This is a genomic window from Amorphus suaedae, from assembly GCF_053629675.1.
In genome coordinates this window covers 114,430-132,645 of record NZ_JBRJIT010000002.1, presented here as the reverse complement: position 1 = coordinate 132,645, position 18,216 = coordinate 114,430, and the positions used below count along the sequence as shown (strand labels likewise).

General features: G+C 64.0%; 16 protein-coding genes. 11 read left to right on the top strand and 5 right to left on the bottom strand.

The window, feature by feature from the left end; all coding sequences use genetic code 11:
* The first annotated feature begins 3 nt into the window (after positions 1 to 3).
* Positions 4 to 372, top strand: a complete 369-nt coding sequence (locus AB7M35_RS14325) for a cupin (protein WP_453960913.1) — start codon at positions 4 to 6, stop codon at positions 370 to 372.
* 69 nt (positions 373 to 441) lie between these two features.
* Positions 442 to 1,365, top strand: a complete 924-nt coding sequence (locus AB7M35_RS14320; RefSeq protein WP_453960911.1) for an ABC transporter substrate-binding protein — start codon at positions 442 to 444, stop codon at positions 1,363 to 1,365.
* Positions 1,366 to 1,394: 29 nt separating this feature from the next.
* Here the strand turns inward: AB7M35_RS14320 and AB7M35_RS14315 are convergent, their stop codons facing one another.
* Both AB7M35_RS14315 and AB7M35_RS14310 read right to left on the bottom strand, forming a co-directional pair.
* Positions 1,395 to 1,997: a MarR family winged helix-turn-helix transcriptional regulator gene (locus tag AB7M35_RS14315; protein ID WP_453960909.1), complete on the bottom strand. Its 603-nt coding sequence runs from the start codon at positions 1,995 to 1,997 to the stop codon at positions 1,395 to 1,397.
* A 294-nt stretch (positions 1,998 to 2,291) separates the two neighbouring features.
* Complete coding sequence (locus AB7M35_RS14310) at positions 2,292 to 3,254, bottom strand: ABC transporter substrate-binding protein (protein WP_453960907.1); 963 nt, start codon at positions 3,252 to 3,254, stop codon at positions 2,292 to 2,294.
* A gap of 296 nt (positions 3,255 to 3,550) precedes the next feature.
* On the opposite strand from AB7M35_RS14310, the gene AB7M35_RS14305 reads away from it, so the two are divergent.
* From AB7M35_RS14305 to AB7M35_RS14295, 3 genes are all read left to right on the top strand, one after another.
* Positions 3,551 to 5,332, top strand: a complete 1,782-nt coding sequence (locus tag AB7M35_RS14305; protein ID WP_453960905.1) for a thiamine pyrophosphate-binding protein — start codon at positions 3,551 to 3,553, stop codon at positions 5,330 to 5,332.
* Positions 5,333 to 5,451: 119 nt separating this feature from the next.
* A complete protein-coding gene (locus tag AB7M35_RS14300; protein WP_453960904.1) occupies positions 5,452 to 6,951 on the top strand; it encodes an aldehyde dehydrogenase family protein in 1,500 nt (499 codons plus the stop codon).
* Between the two features lie 69 nt (positions 6,952 to 7,020).
* Positions 7,021 to 8,217: an alpha-hydroxy acid oxidase gene (locus AB7M35_RS14295; protein ID WP_453960902.1), complete on the top strand. Its 1,197-nt coding sequence runs from the start codon at positions 7,021 to 7,023 to the stop codon at positions 8,215 to 8,217.
* A gap of 7 nt (positions 8,218 to 8,224) precedes the next feature.
* Here AB7M35_RS14295 and AB7M35_RS14290 read toward each other — a convergent pair whose 3' ends face one another.
* The gene (locus AB7M35_RS14290; protein ID WP_453960901.1) at positions 8,225 to 8,713 is read right to left on the bottom strand and encodes a MarR family winged helix-turn-helix transcriptional regulator; all 489 of its coding nucleotides are present in this window, start codon (positions 8,711 to 8,713) and stop codon (positions 8,225 to 8,227) included.
* A 125-nt stretch (positions 8,714 to 8,838) separates the two neighbouring features.
* Here AB7M35_RS14290 and AB7M35_RS14285 point away from each other — a divergent pair, with 125 nt between their 5' ends.
* From AB7M35_RS14285 to AB7M35_RS14270, 4 genes are all read left to right on the top strand, one after another.
* Positions 8,839 to 9,204: a Rieske (2Fe-2S) protein gene (locus AB7M35_RS14285; RefSeq protein ID WP_453960899.1), complete on the top strand. Its 366-nt coding sequence runs from the start codon at positions 8,839 to 8,841 to the stop codon at positions 9,202 to 9,204.
* On the top strand, positions 9,191 to 9,535 hold the full coding sequence (locus AB7M35_RS14280) for a hypothetical protein (protein WP_453960897.1): 345 nt from the start codon (positions 9,191 to 9,193) through the stop codon (positions 9,533 to 9,535). The genes AB7M35_RS14285 and AB7M35_RS14280 overlap by 14 nt, the downstream gene beginning before the upstream one ends.
* A gap of 3 nt (positions 9,536 to 9,538) precedes the next feature.
* Positions 9,539 to 10,777, top strand: a complete 1,239-nt coding sequence (locus AB7M35_RS14275; RefSeq protein ID WP_453960895.1) for an amidohydrolase family protein — start codon at positions 9,539 to 9,541, stop codon at positions 10,775 to 10,777.
* A gap of 189 nt (positions 10,778 to 10,966) precedes the next feature.
* Positions 10,967 to 11,674: an ABC transporter ATP-binding protein gene (locus AB7M35_RS14270; RefSeq protein WP_453960893.1), complete on the top strand. Its 708-nt coding sequence runs from the start codon at positions 10,967 to 10,969 to the stop codon at positions 11,672 to 11,674.
* 282 nt (positions 11,675 to 11,956) lie between these two features.
* Here the strand turns inward: AB7M35_RS14270 and AB7M35_RS14265 are convergent, their stop codons facing one another.
* Together AB7M35_RS14265 and AB7M35_RS14260 are read right to left on the bottom strand one after the other, a co-directional pair.
* Positions 11,957 to 13,024, bottom strand: coding sequence for an ATP-binding protein (locus AB7M35_RS14265; protein WP_453960891.1), 1,068 nt, complete (start codon positions 13,022 to 13,024; stop codon positions 11,957 to 11,959).
* A 22-nt stretch (positions 13,025 to 13,046) separates the two neighbouring features.
* Positions 13,047 to 13,730, bottom strand: a complete 684-nt coding sequence (locus tag AB7M35_RS14260) for a response regulator (protein WP_453960890.1) — start codon at positions 13,728 to 13,730, stop codon at positions 13,047 to 13,049.
* 164 nt (positions 13,731 to 13,894) lie between these two features.
* On the opposite strand from AB7M35_RS14260, the gene AB7M35_RS14255 reads away from it, so the two are divergent.
* Both AB7M35_RS14255 and AB7M35_RS14250 read left to right on the top strand, forming a co-directional pair.
* Positions 13,895 to 15,073 (top strand): efflux RND transporter periplasmic adaptor subunit, encoded by a 1,179-nt coding sequence (locus AB7M35_RS14255; RefSeq protein WP_453960888.1) that lies wholly within the window; start codon positions 13,895 to 13,897, stop codon positions 15,071 to 15,073.
* A gap of 12 nt (positions 15,074 to 15,085) precedes the next feature.
* Positions 15,086 to 18,208, top strand: a complete 3,123-nt coding sequence (locus tag AB7M35_RS14250) for a multidrug efflux RND transporter permease subunit (protein WP_453960887.1) — start codon at positions 15,086 to 15,088, stop codon at positions 18,206 to 18,208.
* The last annotated feature ends 8 nt before the right edge of the window (positions 18,209 to 18,216 follow it).

Here is an 18,216-nt window from a genome sequence, read left to right as displayed (position 1 = left end):
GCCATGTCATCCGATCACAAGGAATTCCATACCCTCGCGATGGACGAGGGATGGCATACGCCCGATGGCTATCCTGCCGGCATTGAGCAGAAGATCCTTGCCGGTGCGCTCGACGAAACGGCCGAGACCGGCCGGCGCACCCGCCTGTTACGCTTCGCGCCGGGGGTCTACACAACGGAGCCCTTCGTTCATCGCTACTGGGAAGAGGTGTTCCTGGTGGCCGGTGACCTGATCGTCGGCTGCGACAAGAATGGGGACGGCGGCGAGACCTTCACCGGCTACACCTACGCGATTCGACCGGCAGGCGTGTTTCATGGCCCGTTCCGGTCGAACACCGGCTGCATCCTTCTGGAATCCCACTATTTCGATTAGCGCACGGGGCGCGCCGCGCACCGAGCGCGGCGCGGCACGCCACCCAGCTCAATGCCGAGGATCCTCCCAATGAAGCTCGCCGTCCCGGATATGGTGTCGAACTCCTATTTTCCGGCCGAAGCGGCCATAGAACTCGGCTGCTTCCGCGACCAGGGGCTCGATGTCTCGCTTGAGCTCGTCTTTCCGGTCGACAAGGCTTACGAAAACCTGAGAGACGGGACGATCGACATCGTCGCCGGATCGGCCCATTCCGCAGCCGCGGCCTTCCCCGACTTCGATGGCGTGCAGCTCGTTTGCGCGCAATCCCAGCGCATGTACTGGTTCCTGGTCATGCATGCCGACTTCGCGGCCAAGCCGGGCGACCTCAACATCCTAAAGGGTCGTAAGATCGGTGCCGCGCCATGGGTCGACATGGGTTTGATCGCGCTGCTGAAAGACAGCGGCCTCGACCTCAAGCGGGACAGGATCGACGTCGTCCCTGTTCCAATCCAGCCGGGTGTGGGTCCGAACTTCGGCCTTAACGCCGCGCGCGCACTCGAGGCCCGACAGATCGACGGATTCTGGGCCAACGGCATGGCGGCAGAGATCGCGGTCAAGTCGGGCGTCGGAACGTTGCTGATCGACGCGCGCCGTGATCCGGCAGCCCGGGCCGGCTACAACTACACCTGTGCGAGCGTCGCGATGCGCACGGAAACGATCGAACGCGAGCCCGAGACGGCGGCCTCAGTCGTCCGGGCCATCGTAACCGGCCAGAATACGATCAAGGCGAATCCCGCCCTCGCAACCCAGGTCGGCGCCGCCCTCTTTCCTCCGCGCGAGACCGATCTCATCGCCGATATCGTCAGCCGGGATCTGCCGTTCTATTCGCCCGAGCTCACTCCGGACTTCATCGCCGGGATGAGCCGTTTCGGCAACGACATCGGCATTCTTTCGAAGGATCTCGACTACGAGCGGGTCGTTCCCTCCGTGGCGCGAGCGGCCTGGCATTCCTGACCGCGCGGAGGCGTTAACGGTCGGCGACCCTACAGATCGCCCTCTGCGCGCTGGCGCTCGAAACGCTTGACCTCGGCGATCGCGAACTCGCTGTTCAGCGACAGCTTGCCGAAGACTTCGATCGTGGTCGCCATCTGGCGTGCTGAGATGCCGGAAAACAGCAGATCGTTTACTTGGCGCATGAACGGAGACATCGTCAGTACGGCTTCCTCGCCGGCCGCCGTCAGGTTGACCAGGACGCTTCGGCGATCATCGATGCCACTACGTTTGACGAGCAGGCCCATCCGTTCCAGCTTGCCGACCTCGGTGGTCACGTGCGTCGAGGCAAGCTGGACATACTTGGCCAAGGCATTGATTTTCACGCCGGTCTCGCCCTGACGGTAGGCGACGCCCATCAGCACGAGAAACTGCGACCCGTTCAAGCCGATGAGACGCCCGAACGCGGCCCGGCAGATCGAGAGCTGCCCAAGGACTTGCGCGAACAGATAGATCATCTGGCGGAAATCGTCGTCCGTTCCGTTCCGCAGCAGATCAGGATGGCTGACAGTCAGCGGCGGAAAGTTCCGAGCGCTCCGAACGGACTTGCCCGCCTTGCTGGAAGGCGCGCTCGCGGAACGCTTCGGCTTATTCATGGCTGGCTTCTTAGTCTGGTTCATCGGCACATCGCGTCCGGCTCACTCTCGCCTTGCCCCTTTCCGTTCTACCCTGCGCCATATTGCTGAAGAGACAATGTTTCAACTTCTATTATCAGGAAAGGTAGAAATTGAAACGGAGACAGGGAGCACGCGGAGCGAGAAGCATCGCGACCCGAAGCAAACGACGCGAACTGCCGGGGAATGATCGGCGAGGCCCGCCATGACGATGCCTGCCCCGTCCGATGGCCGCCGCGATGGAAACACCGCGGCGGCGAAGCTCGTCACGACAGACTACTGCACGAGCATGTCGATGAGTTCGTCCAGTTGCTCCTGGGTAAGGGGCTTTTCGATGAAGCCGGCTTCCACCGACCGCGCCATCGCCGCATCCAGGCCCTTGATCGGGGCAAGCGCGAGCTGATCTTCCTTGTAGAAGCTCATGCCCAGCTTGGCTTCCTCAATGCTGATCTTGTTGAGATCCGCATACATTTTCGCGCTCTCTTCCGGATGCGCATAGGTCCAAGCGATACAGTCCTCAAGAACGGCGAAGAACTTCTTGGCCGTCTCCGTACGCTTCTCGGCGAAGTCCGCGCTGGCGATGTTCACCCGCCCGGTCACGTCCTTCGTGCTTTCGACGATCTCCCCGGAGAACAGGATCCGGGTTTCGCCCTTCTCGACCGCATCCAGCTGATACGGCGGGAAGGAATATCCGACGTCGACCTGACCGGTCATCGTCATGGTTCGGGTCGCGTCGAGCCCGCCCGTCGCAACCGCCGTGAAGTCGAGCTTTCGCTCCGCCTTCAGCCCGGCCAGAACGCTTTCGGTGTCACCACCGGGCCGCGGAAAGGCGACGGTCTTGCCGTTCAGATCGTCGACCGACTGAATCGGGCTGTCCTTCTTCACGTAGAAGAACGAGTCGTTCTGCCCGACGAACTCCGAGCTCACGATCCTGATCGGCGCGCCTTGGACAAAGGCGGCAAACACCGACGAGATGCCCGGGGAGTACCCAATATCGTAGCCCCCGGCGACAACGGCCTGGACCGTTTCCGAGCCACCTCGGCTGGATGTGATCTCAACGTCGAGCCCCGCCTTCTCGAACTCGCCCCGATCCTTGCAGAATGTCGGCTGGGACGTATCCCAGAGCCCGACGAATGACGCGGCGACTTTGACCTTTTCCGTCGCCTGCGCCTGGGTGAACGTTGCCGTGCCCGCCACCGCCACAAGGGCGGCCAGTTTCAAGCTTGATCGAATATCCATTCTTATTTCCCCTCTGAAATCTGTCGTCGCTCCGAGACCGAAGCGAGGACGTCATGGCCGCTCCCTAAACCCTCCGGACGACCACAATCTCGGATTTAACTACGGATAAACCTATTATAACAAGCTAAAATTTTAATCTTTCTTGCGGTGTTCCTGCCCTATCCTGCGGCATATGCCCTCCTTACCGCGCACGCGCCCTCACAGCTTGACGGGATCATTATGCTTCGATATTAACATATTATGTGAAGCTTGTTTGGCAGCTGAAGTTGCCTGAGATTTCAAGGAGCTGGCGGCGGATGGCAGCGGATTCTGTGCCTTCGAGAACCGGGCTGGCGCGCTCGGAGCAACTGGACGACTGGCAAGAGCCATCCGTGCAATGGGGCAGCGACCGCATCGCACAGCTCCTCCGGCACACAGGCATCGAATACATCTGCCTTAACCCTGGATCGAGCTTCCGCGGACTTCACGACAGCCTCGTCAATTTCCTCGGAAACCGGTCACCCTCGATCATGCTGTGCTTGCATGAAGAGCACGCCGCAGCGATCGCGCACGGATACGCGAAGGTCACCGGCCGGCCCATGGCGATCGCCCTGCATGCCAATGTCGGGCTGATGCACGCGACCATGGCCATCTTCAACGCGTGGTGCGATCGGGTTCCGATGCTGGTGCTGGGTGCCACGGGCCCCGTCGACGCGGCGAAGCGCCGCCCCTACATCGACTGGATCCACACCATGCGCGATCAGGGTGCGCTGATCCGGCCCTTTATCAAATGGGACGACCAGCCCGCCTCGATCGAAGCGATGGAAGAGGCCTTCCTGCGCGCAATGCAGATTGGTTCGACCGCGCCGGCCGCACCCGTCTACCTGAACCTGGATTCCATCATCCAGGAAGCACCTTACGAGCCGTCCTCTGCCCCTGCCATCGATCACGACCGGTTCAAGCCGATTGCGGCCCCCGCGCCCGATCCGGACATGCTGGCCGCGGCCATGGAGATCCTGGTCAAGGCTGAGCGGCCCGCCATCCTGATGGGCAGGGTGTCGCGCGATCCCGAGGACTGGAAACGGCGTGTTTCCCTGGCCGAAAAGCTTGGCGCGCGGGTGGCGACCGACCTGAAGGCCGGATCGGCATTTCCCACGGCGCATCCCCTGCACGCCGGCATCCCCGGCATGTCGCTCACCACCTCCGCGAAGGACGTTCTTCGCGAGGCCGACGTGATCCTGTCCCTGGACTGGGTCGATCTGGCCGGTGCCCTTTCGACCATCTGGCCGGACGAGCCCGCACCGGCGAAGGTCATCCAGGTGTCGGTGGACCATCACGTCCACAACGGCTTCAGCTTCGACCATCTGGCGCTGCCCCCCGTCGACCTGCACTTCGCGACCACTCCCCAGAGGTTCGTCGCAGCGCTTGAGGCCCAGCTTCCGGAAGCCAGGGCGCCGTCCACATTGTCGGCGCCCGCGCCGGCGCCTGTCGCGCCGCCGCAGACCGGCGAGCTCACGCTCGCGCATATTGCGTCCGCCTTGCGGGATGCCGTCGGCGACACGCCCGTGTCCCTCACACGCCTACCGCTCGGATGGGACGGTGCCCTGTGGACCTTCGACCACCCGCTCGACCAGCTTGGTCACTCCGGCGGCGGCGGCGTCGGCTCCGGGCCAGGCATGACCGTGGGCAGCGCACTGGCCCTTGGCGACAGCGGCCGCATCCCCGTCGGCATCCTTGGTGATGGCGACACGGTCATGGGCGTCAGCGCGATCTGGACCGCGACACACTGCTCCGTGCCAATGCTGATCATCGTCGCCAACAACCGGTCGTTCTTCAATGACGAGGTGCACCAGGAACGCGTCGCGCGACGGCGTGGCCGCCCCGTCGAGAACAAGTGGATCGGACAGCGCATTTCCGACCCCGACGTGGACATCGCTGCCCTGGCGACGGCCCAGGGCGCCGAGGCCTGGGGGCCGGTCGCTGATTTCGACGAACTCAACGGCACGATGCGGAAGGCCATCGCCTCCGTCCGCGCCGGCAAAGTGGCCCTGATCGATGTGCATATCGGCCTGGGCTACGACGGCACCGGCGCATCGTAGCGCCTCTCCGGGCGCCCCGCCGCTGGGTCTGAACGAAAGAGAACACGCACGTCATTGAATCTGAAGCCATTCTCACGCGACCGGGTGCATTCACCTGATCGGATCTGGCTCCAGCCCCCTTGGAAATAACCCGCCGTACCGGGCAACATGTGGCAGCGAGCATGACACATTATCTCGACGCGCTCCCCAAGCACCGCGAACTGTACCACTCTGGCGGCTGGTTCCCCGCGAAGTCCGGCGCGACGGAGACCGTCATCAACCCCGCGACCGGCGAGAGCCTGGGTCAGGTGTCGACCGCCGGGGAGGATGACGTCGACGCCGCCGTTCAGGCAGCCGCACGCGGCTTTGCCGAATGGCGGCAGACCACCGCCAAGGAGCGGGCAAGTGTCCTCAGAGAGGCGGCCCGCCTCATCCGCGCCCACGGCGATGAAATCGCGCTGATCGATTCCGCGGACTCCGGCGGCCCGTACAAGCGGATGATCCGGGATTCGGAGAGCGGCGCGGAGGCCTTCGAGTACTACGCGGGGCTGATCACGGAGCTGAAGGGCGAGACGCTGCCGATCGGGCCGGACTCGTTCAACTACACACTCCGCGAGCCGCTCGGCGTCATCGTCCGTATCAACGCCTTCAACCATCCCTTCCTGTTCGCGGCATCCCGAGCGGCAGCGCCGCTCGCGGCCGGGAACGCGCTGATCATCAAACCGCCCGTGCAGGCACCGCTGTCGTCGCTCCGCCTCGCGGAGCTCATTGGCCCGCTCTTCCCCGCCGGGGTCATCAGCGTGCTTCCGGGCGGGCGCGAGTGCGGCGAAGCGCTGGTTGCCCATCCGCGCGTGGCCAAGGTTGGCCTGATCGGATCGGTTCCGACAGGCAAAGCCATCGCGCGATCGGCGGGCGACACGCTCAAGAAGGTCTCGCTGGAGCTGGGCGGCAAGAACGCGCTGATCGCCTTTGCCGACGCCAACCCCGAGAAGGTCGCCGCGGGGGCGGTTCAGGGCATGAACTTCACCTGGTGCGGCCAGTCGTGCGGGTCGACGTCCCGCATCTTCCTGCACGACTCCATTCACGACGATGTCGTGGAGCGGATTCTGGCTCTCGTTCGCAAGCCCGAGTACGGCCTGCCAACCGACGCGGAAACCGGGATGGGCTGCCTCGTCAGCCGCGAGCAGCTCGAAAAGACGATGCATTATGTCGAGGCCGGCATGGCTGACGGCGCGACCTTGCGGTGCGGCGGGAAGCGCCCCGACGATGACCTGACGAAGAACGGCTTCTTCTTTCCGCCCACCGTGTTTACCGACGTGCGGCCTCACATGCGGATCGCCCGCGAGGAGATCTTCGGTCCGGTGATGTCCGTGATCCGCTGGAGCGATGAAGACGAGATGATCGAGGCCGTCAACGACTCCGATCTGGGTCTGACGGCATCGATCTGGACCACTGATCTTGCCCGAGCGCACCGCTACGCAGCACGCGTCGAGGCCGGCTACATCTGGGTGAACGGATCGAGCACCCATTTTCCCGGGGCTCCCTTCGGCGGATACAAGCACTCCGGTCTCGGGCGGGAGGAATCCATCGACGAGCTGCTCGAATGCACCCAGATCAAGACGGTGAACGTGTTCCTGTAGCAGCCGCATCGACCGGCGGTCTTCGCAACCCGCAGCCCTCGTCGATGTACCAGTGAGAGCCGTTCCCCGATGAGCCAAGGTTTCGTAGCGACGAAACGGGTCGACCAAACCGTCGCGAAACGGCTCCGCCGCTTTCTCAACCTCACGGACTTCCAGCGCTACGCGAAGCGCAAGCTGCCGGCGCCGCTCTACGAGTATTATTCGGGCGCGGCGGAAAACGGCACCAGCTACCAGGCGAACTTTGACGGTTTCAAAGGCATAGAGCTACGGCCGCGCGTTCTGGTCGACGTCTCGAAACGGACGGCAAGGACCTCGCTGTTCGGACGCGACTACCGCATCCCCGTCGGGATTTCACCGATGGGACTCAGTGGCCTCGCCACCTACGAGGGCGATCTGGTTCTCGCGAAGGCCGCAGCCGCGGAAGACATTCCGATGGTCCTCAGCGCGACCTCGCTGATGCCTCTCGAACGCGTTGCCGACGAAGGTGGCGCGAAGTGGTTTCAGGCGTATCTGCCGGGCGAGCCAGACCGCATCCTGGCAATGCTCGACCGGGTGGAACGCGCCGGCTACGAAACCTTCGTCCTTACCGTTGACCTCCCCGTTCCGGCCAACCGGGAGAACAACGAGCGCGCCGGCTTCAGCATCCCGCTGCGGCCCAGCCTCCGCCTGGCGCTCGATGGCCTGATGCATCCGCATTGGACAATGAACACGTTCCTGCGCACCAACGCGCGGGGCATCGCTCATTTCGAGAACATGGATGCGTTTCGCGGTCCTCCGATCCTCTCCCGGGACCTCGTCCGCTCGATCGGAGCGCGCGATCAGCTGAACTGGAAGCACGTGGAGCTGATCCGGGCGCGCTGGAAGGGAAGCTTCGTCCTGAAGGGAATCATGAACGTCGGCGACGCGATGCGGGCGCAGGCGACCGGCGTCGATGGCATCGTGATTTCCAACCATGGCGGCCGCCAGCTCGACGGTGCGACATCCCCCATCACCGTCCTCCCGGAGATCGCGGCCAAGGTGGATGACCTCGTTCTGATGATCGACGGTGGCGTGCGCCGCGGAACGGACGTGCTGAAGTGCCTCGCTCTCGGGGCCGACTTCGTGTTTGTCGGCCGCCCGTTCCTGTTTTCGGCGATCGCCGGCATCGACGGCGTGCGCCATGCGATCCAGCTTCTCGCCCGCGAGATCGACCGCGACATGGCCATGCTCGGGGCGCGCGAAGTCGGCGAGATCGGTCCGTGGGCGCTGGGCATTGAGGGGAACTGATGCCCGTTCAGCTTCCGAGACGCGCTCGCGCGTCGGTCGTCTTCGGCCCCGGGTATGCGTCGGATACGGACTTGGTGATGCAGTCGAGAGTGTCGAACAGTTCCTGCACCTGCTCCCGCGAGAGGTTGCTCTGAGCGATCCCGTTGACCCGGGTCACCGCTCCGAAAAGGACAGGCTGCAGATCGGAGCCGCTGTCGGTCAGGAACACATTGATCTTGCGGCGGTCCTGGTCGTTGCGGTGCCGCTCGATGAAACCGCGCTTCTCGAGCTGATCGAGGATCGACGTCGAGGACGCGGTTTCGATCCCGATACGATGGGAAAGATCCGTCTGTGTCAGGCCGTCTTCGAGCCACAGCTGCTCCAGATGCACGAACTGACCGAACGAGACGTCATGCTTCGCCAGCTCCAGTCGAAGCGCGCGGCTGAACGCCATGTGCGCCAGCCGAATGCGCTTGCCGATCCCGATCGTGGCTCCGTCCTGACCCGTTTCCGCCATTTGACTACGCGTCCTCCCTCTCTGTTTCCAAGCAGCACGGTCGTTTCCGTCGTCCATGGCTGTTGACTAGAATGATAATATCTCTGATATTAAGGTATCTTATTATATCAATCCACGGGGCATTCATGGCTGAGCTGTTTGTCTGCAACGTCGACGAGATTTCTGAGGGCGATGTCCGCATCGTCGCGAAACCGGATGGCGATATCGGCGTGATCATGCACGGCGGGCGTTACTTCGCCTACCTCAACCGATGCCCGCATCAGGGCGGCCCGGTTTGCGAAGGGCTTCGGTTGCCGCAGGTAAAGGATGAGATCGACGAGCAGGGCATGTTCGTCAGGCAGTCCTTCGATGGCAACGACATCCATCTCGTCTGCCCCTGGCACGGCTACGAATATCATCTCGACACCGGCATTCACGCCGGGGTCGGCCGGACCAGGCTCCGGAAGTTCGAGGTGACCGAGCGAGACGGTGGCATCTATGTCCAGCTCTGACGCCGCCGCGCTGTCGTTCGAGGAACTCGCCAGCGAACTTGTTGGCCGGTTGGCGGACGCCTCCGACAGCGGAAACTTCGACGGGATCGACGCGCGGCAGTTCTCTCAGCTTTTCGGCAGCGCCATCCGCTTCATGGCGGCCAAGGCCCAGGCCGGGGCATTGCCCCCACCGGCCGGCGGCAATCAATCGATTTCCCCCACTGACGCAGTGATCGCCTGCACGGCGATCCTGGAGAGCGTGAACCTTGCCGTCTTCGAACTTGCCGCGTGGCAATCCGTCTCAAAACTCGGGTCGCGTCAGAACGAGACCCCGTCGGCCTCAATGGAGTAGGTGATGACCGCGAATACCAGAGCCGCGTTCGACACGAGCCGCTTCGACAACTTCAACACCGAAGTGCACCTGAAAGCCGCCCGCGACCAGGCAGAGGCGCGCAACTACGACGAGTTCCTGATCGTCGACGTCGACTCCCATCACTATGAAACCGAAGCGTTCATGGAGTTCGTCGAGTATATCGAGGATCCGGTCCTCCGCGAGGAGGCGCGCTATCAGGGAATGAGCCGCGGCGGAATCGCCTCGGTGGACGGCTCCTATCAGGAGATGGGCGGGCGCGTCATCCGATACCCGCTGCGCGCCGGCGAGAAGGTTCCGACCGACATCCACCGCGACATCACCATGATGCACCGCTGGATGGACCCGATGGGCGTCGACATGGCCTGCATGTTCCCGACGCCCATGCTGAACATCTCGACCTGCCCGCGGGTCGCCGTCGAAGTGGCTCTCGCACGCGCATACAACCGGTGGCTCTGCGACAACATCCTCGACGAGGACCCCCGCCTCACCTCGATGCTGTACCTGCCGTTCAACGACGCGGAGGCCAGCTTCAAGATGATCGAGGAGTTCGGGGAGCGGAAGGGTGTCATCGGCTTCATGGTGACATCGCCACACAAGCAGCCGGTGTACGACAACCGCTACATCAAGACCTATGCGGCGCTCGAGGAGCGCGGACTGCCGCTCGGCTTCCACGCCGGCTTCTCGTGGGCCGAGAGCTCGGTGACGACCATGAACCGGTTCATCTCGGTTCATGCCCTCGGGTTCGTCTGGCACAATCTCGTGCAAATGACGAACTGGCTCATGAACGGTCTGCCGGAGCGCTTTCCCAAGTTGAAGACCATTTGGATCGAAAGCGGGCTCGCCTGGATCCCGTTCCTGATGCAACGGCTGGACAACGAGTTCATGATGCGGAGTTCCGACGCCCCGCTTCTGAAGCGCCTGCCGAGCGAATACATGCAGGACATGTTCTACACCACCCAGCCCATGGAGATGGTGAACAATCAGGAGGCGCTCGAGCTCACCTTCAAGATGATCAAGGCGGAAACCCAGCTCCTGTATTCATCCGATTATCCTCATTGGGACATGGACCTGCCCAGCACGATCTACGACCTCCCGTTCCTCAGCGAGCAGGCCAAGCGCGGAATTCTCGGCGGAAACGCCAAGCGGCTGTTCAATCTGCAGCCGCAGTACGCTCCCTGGAAGCAAGAGCGCCAGAGGGCGAAGGTCAACGAGACGGCGTAGGTTATCTGTGTCCGCCCCTGCAGGGGCGCTAGGGAAGTCGCGTTCGATGCCTGAACAATCACGGAGGCCGTAAAGCAGATGGCTCAAGAAGCAATCAGTTCATCGTCCGATGCGGACGCGCCTCACCCGGCCCTCAGCCTTCGCGGTCTCGGCAAGGCGTATGGCACGGGCGAGAGCGAGTTCTGGGCAATGCGCGACTTCTCCCTCGACGTGAAGCAGGGCGAGTTCGTATCCATCATTGGGCCCAGCGGATGCGGCAAGTCGACACTCTTCAGCATCATCGGCGGCTTCTTTACCCGCTTCACCGGAGAGGTCGTCGTCGATGGTCAGCGGCCCAACCAGGTGCGGAAGTCCATCGGCAGCGTGTTCCAGGAAGAAGCGACCTTCCACTGGCGCACCGCGCTGGAGAATGTGGAATTCCCGCTGGAAGCCGCCGGCGTCAAGAAGGCCGAACGGCGCGAGCGCGCCAAGGAACTGATCGCACTGGTTGGCCTTGCGGGCTTCGAGAACCACTACCCGTCCGAAATGTCGGGGGGCATGCGGCAGCGGATCTCCATCGCCAGGACGCTCGCGGCAAAGCCGAAGATCCTGCTGATGGACGAGCCGTTCGCATCCCTCGACGAGCAGACACGCATCCTGCTTGGCGACAAGGTGCTGCAGATCCAGCAGTCCCTCAAACAGACGACGATGCTCATCACCCACAACATTACCGAGGCCGTCCAACTGAGCGACCGGGTGGTGATCATGACCTATCGGCCCGGCACGATTAAGCGGATCGTCGACATCGATCTGCCGCGCCCCCGCAACTCCGAGATCATCGGCAGCGAGCAGTTTGGCCGTATCGTCGGTCGCATCTGGAACGACCTGCGGGAAGAAGCCAGCCGCGGAATGGAGTAGCGGGCGGCGACTGAGACAAGCGGAGTGAATTGATACGGGGGGCCGCAAGCGCCGGCCCGCATACCGAAGCACGCATCGGCAACGCGTCCTTCGCTCGTTGCCAAGACCCATGCAGCACTGGTGGCGTTCTACCGCTGCCAAAGTGCTTCAACGATCTCTCGCTGGCCGGCCTCGGAAACATGGCGGGCGCCACGAAGCCCCAGCTGTCAGGCAAGGGCGCGCGCGAATGACGTTCTCCCGCGCACGATCTGACATCCGAAGTGCGAGGCCCCGCAGCGCCCGCTATTGACCGTGCGCAGGGAGAGGGCGCTTCGGCTTCACAAAGATCATCTCGAACAGCGCGCCGCCTCCAGGCGCGCCGCGGTAGCGAAGCCGTCCGCCATGCGCCTCCATGATCGCGCGCACGACCGACAGACCGAGCCCGTTGCCGCCGAACTCCCGCGAGCGAGCCGGATCGCCCCGGACAAACGGGACGAAGATGTTGGCCGCCGCCTCCGGCGACAGTCCCGGCCCCTCGTCCGCGACGCTCAGTAGGATTTCGCCGTCCGCCTCGCCGAGATAGATCGTGATCGTGCCTCGAGCCGCATAGCGCCGCGCGTTGGTGAGGAGCGCCAGCAAGGCTTGCCGGATCCGCGTCGCGTCCCCATCAACCACGAGGTCGGCAAGCTTGAGTTCGAGGCGGAAGCCGCTGGAACGCAGGTCGTGCGCAACAAGCTCGACCATCTCGGCTATCTCCCGTGCGAGAGGGATCGGCTCGATACGCAGGTCCAGATGGCCGCTGTCGGCCAGTGTGACCGTCCGAAGGTCTTCGACGAGGCGCGCCAGCCCGTCCACCTGCAGGATCAGTCCCTGCAGCGAGCGTTCGTCGGGCTCGAAAACGCCGTCGATCATGCCTTGCAGCCGTCCCTTGAGGATGGTCAGCGGGGTGCGTAGCTCGTGCGCGATCGTCGCATTCCACAAGGCCATATCGGCAGCCATGTCCTGCAGGCGCTGCGCCATTCTGTTGAAGTCATCGATCAGCGCAACGGTCTCCCCGAGCGCCCTGTCGCCTGGCGTCGCGCGCGAGGCGAGGTCGCCGGCGGCGATCAGGCGCGCGCTTTGAGCCAGCGACTCCAGGGGCTCCAGGATCCGGCGCGCCAGACGCAGGGAGACCAAGGCTGCGACTGGGAGCGTCACGAGGATCACGACGCCCAGGATGGCAAGGTCGGTGGCCGTGAGCCAACTGTCCGACGACTCCGGCGCGGGATACAAGGCAATGATCACGCTGTAGGCGAAATAGGTTCCGAAGAAGACCATTAGCCCGGCCATCACGGTGATGGCCGACATGGCGATGAGGATCTGCCGGCTCAATCCGGTGTGCGGTCCCATCACGTCAGGCCGACAGCCGGTAGCCTATACCCCGCACCCCTGGCAGCAGGCCGGGCGCTCCAGCCTGTTCAAGCTTCTTGCGCAACTTGCTGATATGACTGTCCACGGTGCGGTCGAGCGCGTCGGAGCCCGGCAGGCACGCGTCCACCAATTCGCTTCTGGTGAAGACCTTGGCGGGGTTTCGCGCCATGTGGGCAAGGATACGGAATTCGGTGAGGGTGAGCGCCAGCGGGGTCGCATTGGCGCCGGCCTCAACGCTCGCCTGATAAGCGTCGAGGTCGATCGCCAGGTTGCCGAACCGCAGGACGCCGGCCGCCGTCGCCAGTCCTGAGCGGCGAAGGACCGCCTTCACACGGGCCACGACCTCGATCGGGTTGAAAGGCTTCACCACATAGTCATCCGCCCCGATGCGCAGGCCCTGCAGACGGTCGATGTCCTCGTCGAGGGCAGTGACCATGATAACGGGCGTGTTTCCCCTGCGCCGAAGTTCCACGAGCACCTCCCACCCGCCGAGGCGGGGCATCGTAACATCGAGAAGGACGAGGTCCGGCTTCAGCGCAAGGTGAAGGTCGAGCGCTGTGCAGCCATCTCGCGCCCGAACGGTTCGCAATCCCTCCCGCACGAGATAGGCGTCCAGGATCGCGGAAATCTCGTCGTCGTCTTCGGCTATCAGAACGAGGGCTGTCATGGCGTTCTCCTTGAATGACGGATGCCACCTGACGATCCTTGCGTCGAGCGCTCTCGCCCCTTCTCGATCAAGTCGCAACATCGTCTCCACACAGCCTCAACACGGCGGATCGATAACGGCGACGTCGCCCAGAGCGGCGGGACCGTCTCGATGGATGACAGCACATGCGCTTTCGCCGCCCCCTGCACCTCGCCCTGGCAGCCACCCTGACAATGGCTCTTGGCGCTTGCTCCGACCCAGGAAGCGCGAAGTCTGACGGAGGCGAGGGGCAGACGGAAGCGAAGACCGCTCCTGCCCGCGTTGCTGCCCAGAAGGTGCAGCCGCGCCGGGTGGTCGTCTATGACGAGCTGCCCGGTCGGGTGTCGGCCCTGCGGACGGCGGAGATCCGGGCTCAGGTGAACGGCATCGTGAAGAAGGTGCTGTTCACCGAGGGCTCGGACGTGCTGGCCGACCAGCCCCTTTTCCAGATCGATCCCGCGCCGTTCTCCGCCGATGTCGACGCGGCCTCCGCAGTGCTGGCGCGGGCTGAGGCCGATCTCCTCAATGCGTCTGCCAAGCACGAGCGGATAAAGTCACTCGCAGCCGGCCGAATTGCGAGCGCTGCGGCACTGGGCGATGCGACGGCGGAGCTCGCGCGAGCACGTGCGAATGTCGCCGAGGCCAAGGCAAACCTTGCGCGCCGAAAGCTCGAACTGGCGTACGCGACCGTTCGCAGCCCGATCGCGGGACGCATTGGCCAGGCCCTCACCACCGAGGGCGGCCTTGCGTCCACCGGCGCATCGACCGTTCTTGCCGTCGTCCAGCAGATAGATCGCGTCTATCTCGACGTCCGCCAGCCCTCGATGCGCCTGGAACTGCTGGAGGAAATGCTTGCAACCGGCCGGAGCGAAACGGCCGGCGGTCTTCCGGTCGAGATTCTGACGATCACAGGAAAGCCCTACGACTTCCCGGGCACGATCCTCTTCTCCGACAGCAGGGTGGACCCCGGCACGGGCAGCATCGCCATGCGCGTGGAGGTGCCGAACCCCTACCGCCAGTTGCTTCCGGGCATGTATCTGCGCGCCAAGGTGCCCAGCGCCATCTACGCAGATGCGTTGACGGTGGCCCAGGAAGCCGTGCGCCGGGGTCCATCGGGAGAGGTAACGCTCAAGGTCGTCGGAAACGACAACACCGCCAGCACCCGCGTCGTCGAACTGGGAGCGCTGGTCGACGGACAGTACGTGATCCTTTCCGGTCTGAAAGCCGGCGAGACTGTGGTCGTGCGGGGCCAGGATCGCGCTGACCGAGGCGGGGCGCTGGAGATCGTGCCCTATCGCCCTTCCTCGTCGAAGACCGACATCTGAGAAGACCGCCCCATGCCACAATTCTTCATCGAGCGCCCGGTCTTTGCCTGGGTCATCGCAATATTCATCGCGCTTGCTGGCATCGCCTCAATACCGCAGCTCCCGGTCTCGCGCTTTCCCGTCATCGCGCCGCCCAGCATTAGCATCATGGCCACCTATTCGGGCGCCAGCCCGGAAACGATCAACGACAGCGTCACGGCGCCAATCGAGCGCGAGCTGACCGCGGTGAAGAACATCCTCTATTTCGAGTCCTCTTCCGACTCGTCCGGCAATGCCAACATCACCGTCACATTCAGACCGGGCACCGACGCGGAACTCGCCCAGGTTGATGTCCAGAACCGCCTGAAAGCCATCGAGCCGCGGCTGCCAGAGCCCGTCCGCCGCGGGGGCCTATCCGTAGAAGCTGCGACGTCGGGTTTCCTGATGATCGTGTCCTTGCGATCCGAGGGCGGCGAGGTGGATCCGCTGGCACTCGACGACTATCTCGCGCGCCGCTTGGCTCTTGAGCTCAAGCAGGTTCCTGGCGTCGGCCGCATCCAGTCCTTTGGCTCGGAAGCAGCGATGCGCGTGTGGATCGATCCAGCTCTGCTCGTCTCCTATTCGGTTTCGATAGCCGAGATCACGCAGGCCATTCAGTCCCAGAACGTCCAGGTGGCACCCGGCCGGCTCGGCGGAGCGCCCGCCGTTCCGGGCCAGACCATCAGCGTTCCTCTCAGCCTCGACGGACAGTTGAAAACGCCCGAGGAGTTCGCCGCCATCGTCCTGCGCTCCAACCCCGACGGATCCAAGCTGACGCTTGGCGACGTGGCCAAGGTCGAGATCGGCGCTCAAGCCATGGGCTTTTCTATCCGCGACGGCGGAAAGCCGGCCACGGCCGCGGCCATCCAGCTCGCGCCCGGTGCCAACGCCGTCAGCACCTCTGAAGCCGTGCGCGCGCGCCTCGCCGAACTTGCCCCGTCGATGCCAGAAGGCGTCACGTACGCCGTCTCCTATGACACGGCGCCCTTCGTGAAGCTCTCGATTCTGAAGGTCGCGCAGACCCTCGCGGAAGCGATGGTTCTGGTGTTCCTGATCATGCTCCTGTTCCTCCAGAACGTCCGCTACACGCTGATCCCGGCGATCGTCGCGCCGATCGCACTCCTCGGCACCTTCGCCGTGATGTGGGCCATCGGCTATTCGATCAACGTGCTGACGATGTTCGGCATGGTGCTGGCCATCGGCATCATCGTCGACGATGCGATCGTCGTCGTGGAAAACGTCGAACGTCTCATGGCGACCGAGGGCCTGTCGCCACGCGAGGCCACGCGACGAGCCATGCGGGAGATCACCGGCGCGGTCATCGGCATCACCCTGGTTCTGACAGCGGTGTTCCTGCCCATGGGTCTTGCCAGTGGTTCCGTCGGAGCGATCTACCGCCAGTTCACGGTCTCGCTCGCGGTCTCGATCCTGTTCTCGGCCTTCCTGGCACTCAGCCTGACGCCCGCGCTCTGCGCCACGATCCTGAAGCCGGTCGCGCCCCATGCCGAGCGAAAGAGCTCCTTTGCCTGGTTCAACAGGGGCTTCGACCGGCTGACGGCGCGGTACGGCGCCTGGGTCGGCTGGCTGGTGAAGCGGGTCGGTCGCGTCATGCTGGTCTATTGCGTCCTGGTCGGCGCGCTGGCGCTGGGCTACCGCGCGCTGCCGACCGCTTTCGTACCCGACGAGGACCAGGGGACGTTCATGGCCTCCTTCACCCTGCCAGCCGACGCCACCGTCGAGCGGACGCAGGAGCTTGTCGATCGCTTCGATCGCCACGTCGCAGGCCGACCTGACATCGCCAACAACCTGTCCATCCTGGGCTTCGGCTTTTCCGGCTCAGGCCCGAACGCGGCGATGGCGTTCACCACGCTCCGCGAGTGGGATGCAAGGAGCGGCAGCACCGACGCCGAAATCGCAGCGGCCGAGCAGGCGATGCGGAAGGCAACGGAAGGCGAAATCCTCATCATGAAACCGCCGGCCATCGAGGAGCTGGGCACGACGTCAGGCATGGCACTGCGCCTCGTCGACCGAGCGGGGCGCGACGTGGCGGCGCTCCGGAATGCCGCAGAAAGGCTCATCGAGCTTGCCGGGCAGAGTAGTCTCCTGCGGAACGTTCGCGTCGATGGGCTGCCCACCGGGCCCAGTGTGAACCTTCGTGTCGACCGGCAGAAGGCCGGGGCCCTGGGGGTCTCGTTTTCCGCCATCAGCGACCTGCTCGCCTCGACCATGAGCTCGACCTACGTCAACGACTTCCCGCGCGCGGAAAGTCTTCAGCAGGTCGTCGTGCAGGCGGAGGCGAAAGACCGCATGCAAGTGGAGGACGTCCTGAAGCTCCACGTGCGCAACGACAAGGGTGGCATGGTGCCGTTGTCCGAGGTGGTGACCCCGGAATGGTCGGTCAGCCCGCTTCAGCTCAATCGCTTCAACGGATACCCCTCGCTGAGCATCTCGGGAGATGCCGCACCCGGCGTGTCGAGCGGTGCTGCGATGAACGAGATCGAGCGGCTTGCCTCGCGGCTTCCTGCCGGCTTCGCCGTCGAATGGACAGGTCAGTCCTTCCAGGAGCGCCAGTCGGGCGCGGAGGCACCGCTTCTGGTGGCGTTCTCCTTCGTCGTCGTTTTCCTGGTGCTGGCCGCCCTCTACGAGAGTTGGGCAATTCCGATTTCGGTCATGCTTGTCGTCCCGCTCGGGGTTCTGGGCGCAGTCATCGCGGTCCATCTGCGGGGCTTCGAGAATGACGTGTTCTTCAACGTCGGCTTGATCACGCTGATCGGCCTTTCGGCCAAGAACGCCGTGCTGATCGTGGAATTCGGCCGCAAGCTGCGCGACGAGGGACGCTCGCTTCACGACGCGGCCATCGCGGCGGCCCGTCTGCGGCTGCGGCCCATTGTCATGACCTCGCTCGCCTTCACGCTCGGTATCGTGCCGCTGGTCATCGCCACGGGGCCGAGCTCCGAAACCCAGACCGCGCTGGGCACCGGTCTATTCGGCGGCATGATTTCTGCCACCGTCCTCGCCGTGCTCTTCGTGCCCGTCTTCTTCGTCCTCGTCATGCGCCTTGCGGACAGGAAGGCTCGGGCCAAAGGCGCGGTCAATCCGGCTCCCGGCCAAGCCTGACGGCCTTT

Excerpts from the sequence above, each read along its gene's own strand:
- AB7M35_RS14285 (WP_453960899.1), top strand. The coding sequence starts at position 8,839 with ATGGCTGAGCTGTTTGTCTGCAACGTCGACGAGATTTCTGAGGGCGAT.
- AB7M35_RS14310 (WP_453960907.1), bottom strand. The coding sequence starts at position 3,254 with ATGGATATTCGATCAAGCTTGAAACTGGCCGCCCTTGTGGCGGTGGCG.
- AB7M35_RS14260 (WP_453960890.1), bottom strand. The coding sequence starts at position 13,730 with ATGACAGCCCTCGTTCTGATAGCCGAAGACGACGACGAGATTTCCGCG.
- AB7M35_RS14280 (WP_453960897.1), top strand. The coding sequence starts at position 9,191 with ATGTCCAGCTCTGACGCCGCCGCGCTGTCGTTCGAGGAACTCGCCAGC.
- AB7M35_RS14270 (WP_453960893.1), top strand. The coding sequence starts at position 10,967 with ATGCGCGACTTCTCCCTCGACGTGAAGCAGGGCGAGTTCGTATCCATC.
- AB7M35_RS14305 (WP_453960905.1), top strand. The coding sequence starts at position 3,551 with ATGGCAGCGGATTCTGTGCCTTCGAGAACCGGGCTGGCGCGCTCGGAG.
- AB7M35_RS14275 (WP_453960895.1), top strand. The coding sequence starts at position 9,539 with ATGACCGCGAATACCAGAGCCGCGTTCGACACGAGCCGCTTCGACAAC.
- AB7M35_RS14315 (WP_453960909.1), bottom strand. The coding sequence starts at position 1,997 with ATGAATAAGCCGAAGCGTTCCGCGAGCGCGCCTTCCAGCAAGGCGGGC.
- AB7M35_RS14250 (WP_453960887.1), top strand. The coding sequence starts at position 15,086 with ATGCCACAATTCTTCATCGAGCGCCCGGTCTTTGCCTGGGTCATCGCA.
- AB7M35_RS14325 (WP_453960913.1), top strand. The coding sequence starts at position 4 with ATGTCATCCGATCACAAGGAATTCCATACCCTCGCGATGGACGAGGGA.
- AB7M35_RS14320 (WP_453960911.1), top strand. The coding sequence starts at position 442 with ATGAAGCTCGCCGTCCCGGATATGGTGTCGAACTCCTATTTTCCGGCC.
- AB7M35_RS14290 (WP_453960901.1), bottom strand. The coding sequence starts at position 8,713 with ATGGCGGAAACGGGTCAGGACGGAGCCACGATCGGGATCGGCAAGCGC.
- AB7M35_RS14255 (WP_453960888.1), top strand. The coding sequence starts at position 13,895 with ATGCGCTTTCGCCGCCCCCTGCACCTCGCCCTGGCAGCCACCCTGACA.
- AB7M35_RS14295 (WP_453960902.1), top strand. The coding sequence starts at position 7,021 with ATGAGCCAAGGTTTCGTAGCGACGAAACGGGTCGACCAAACCGTCGCG.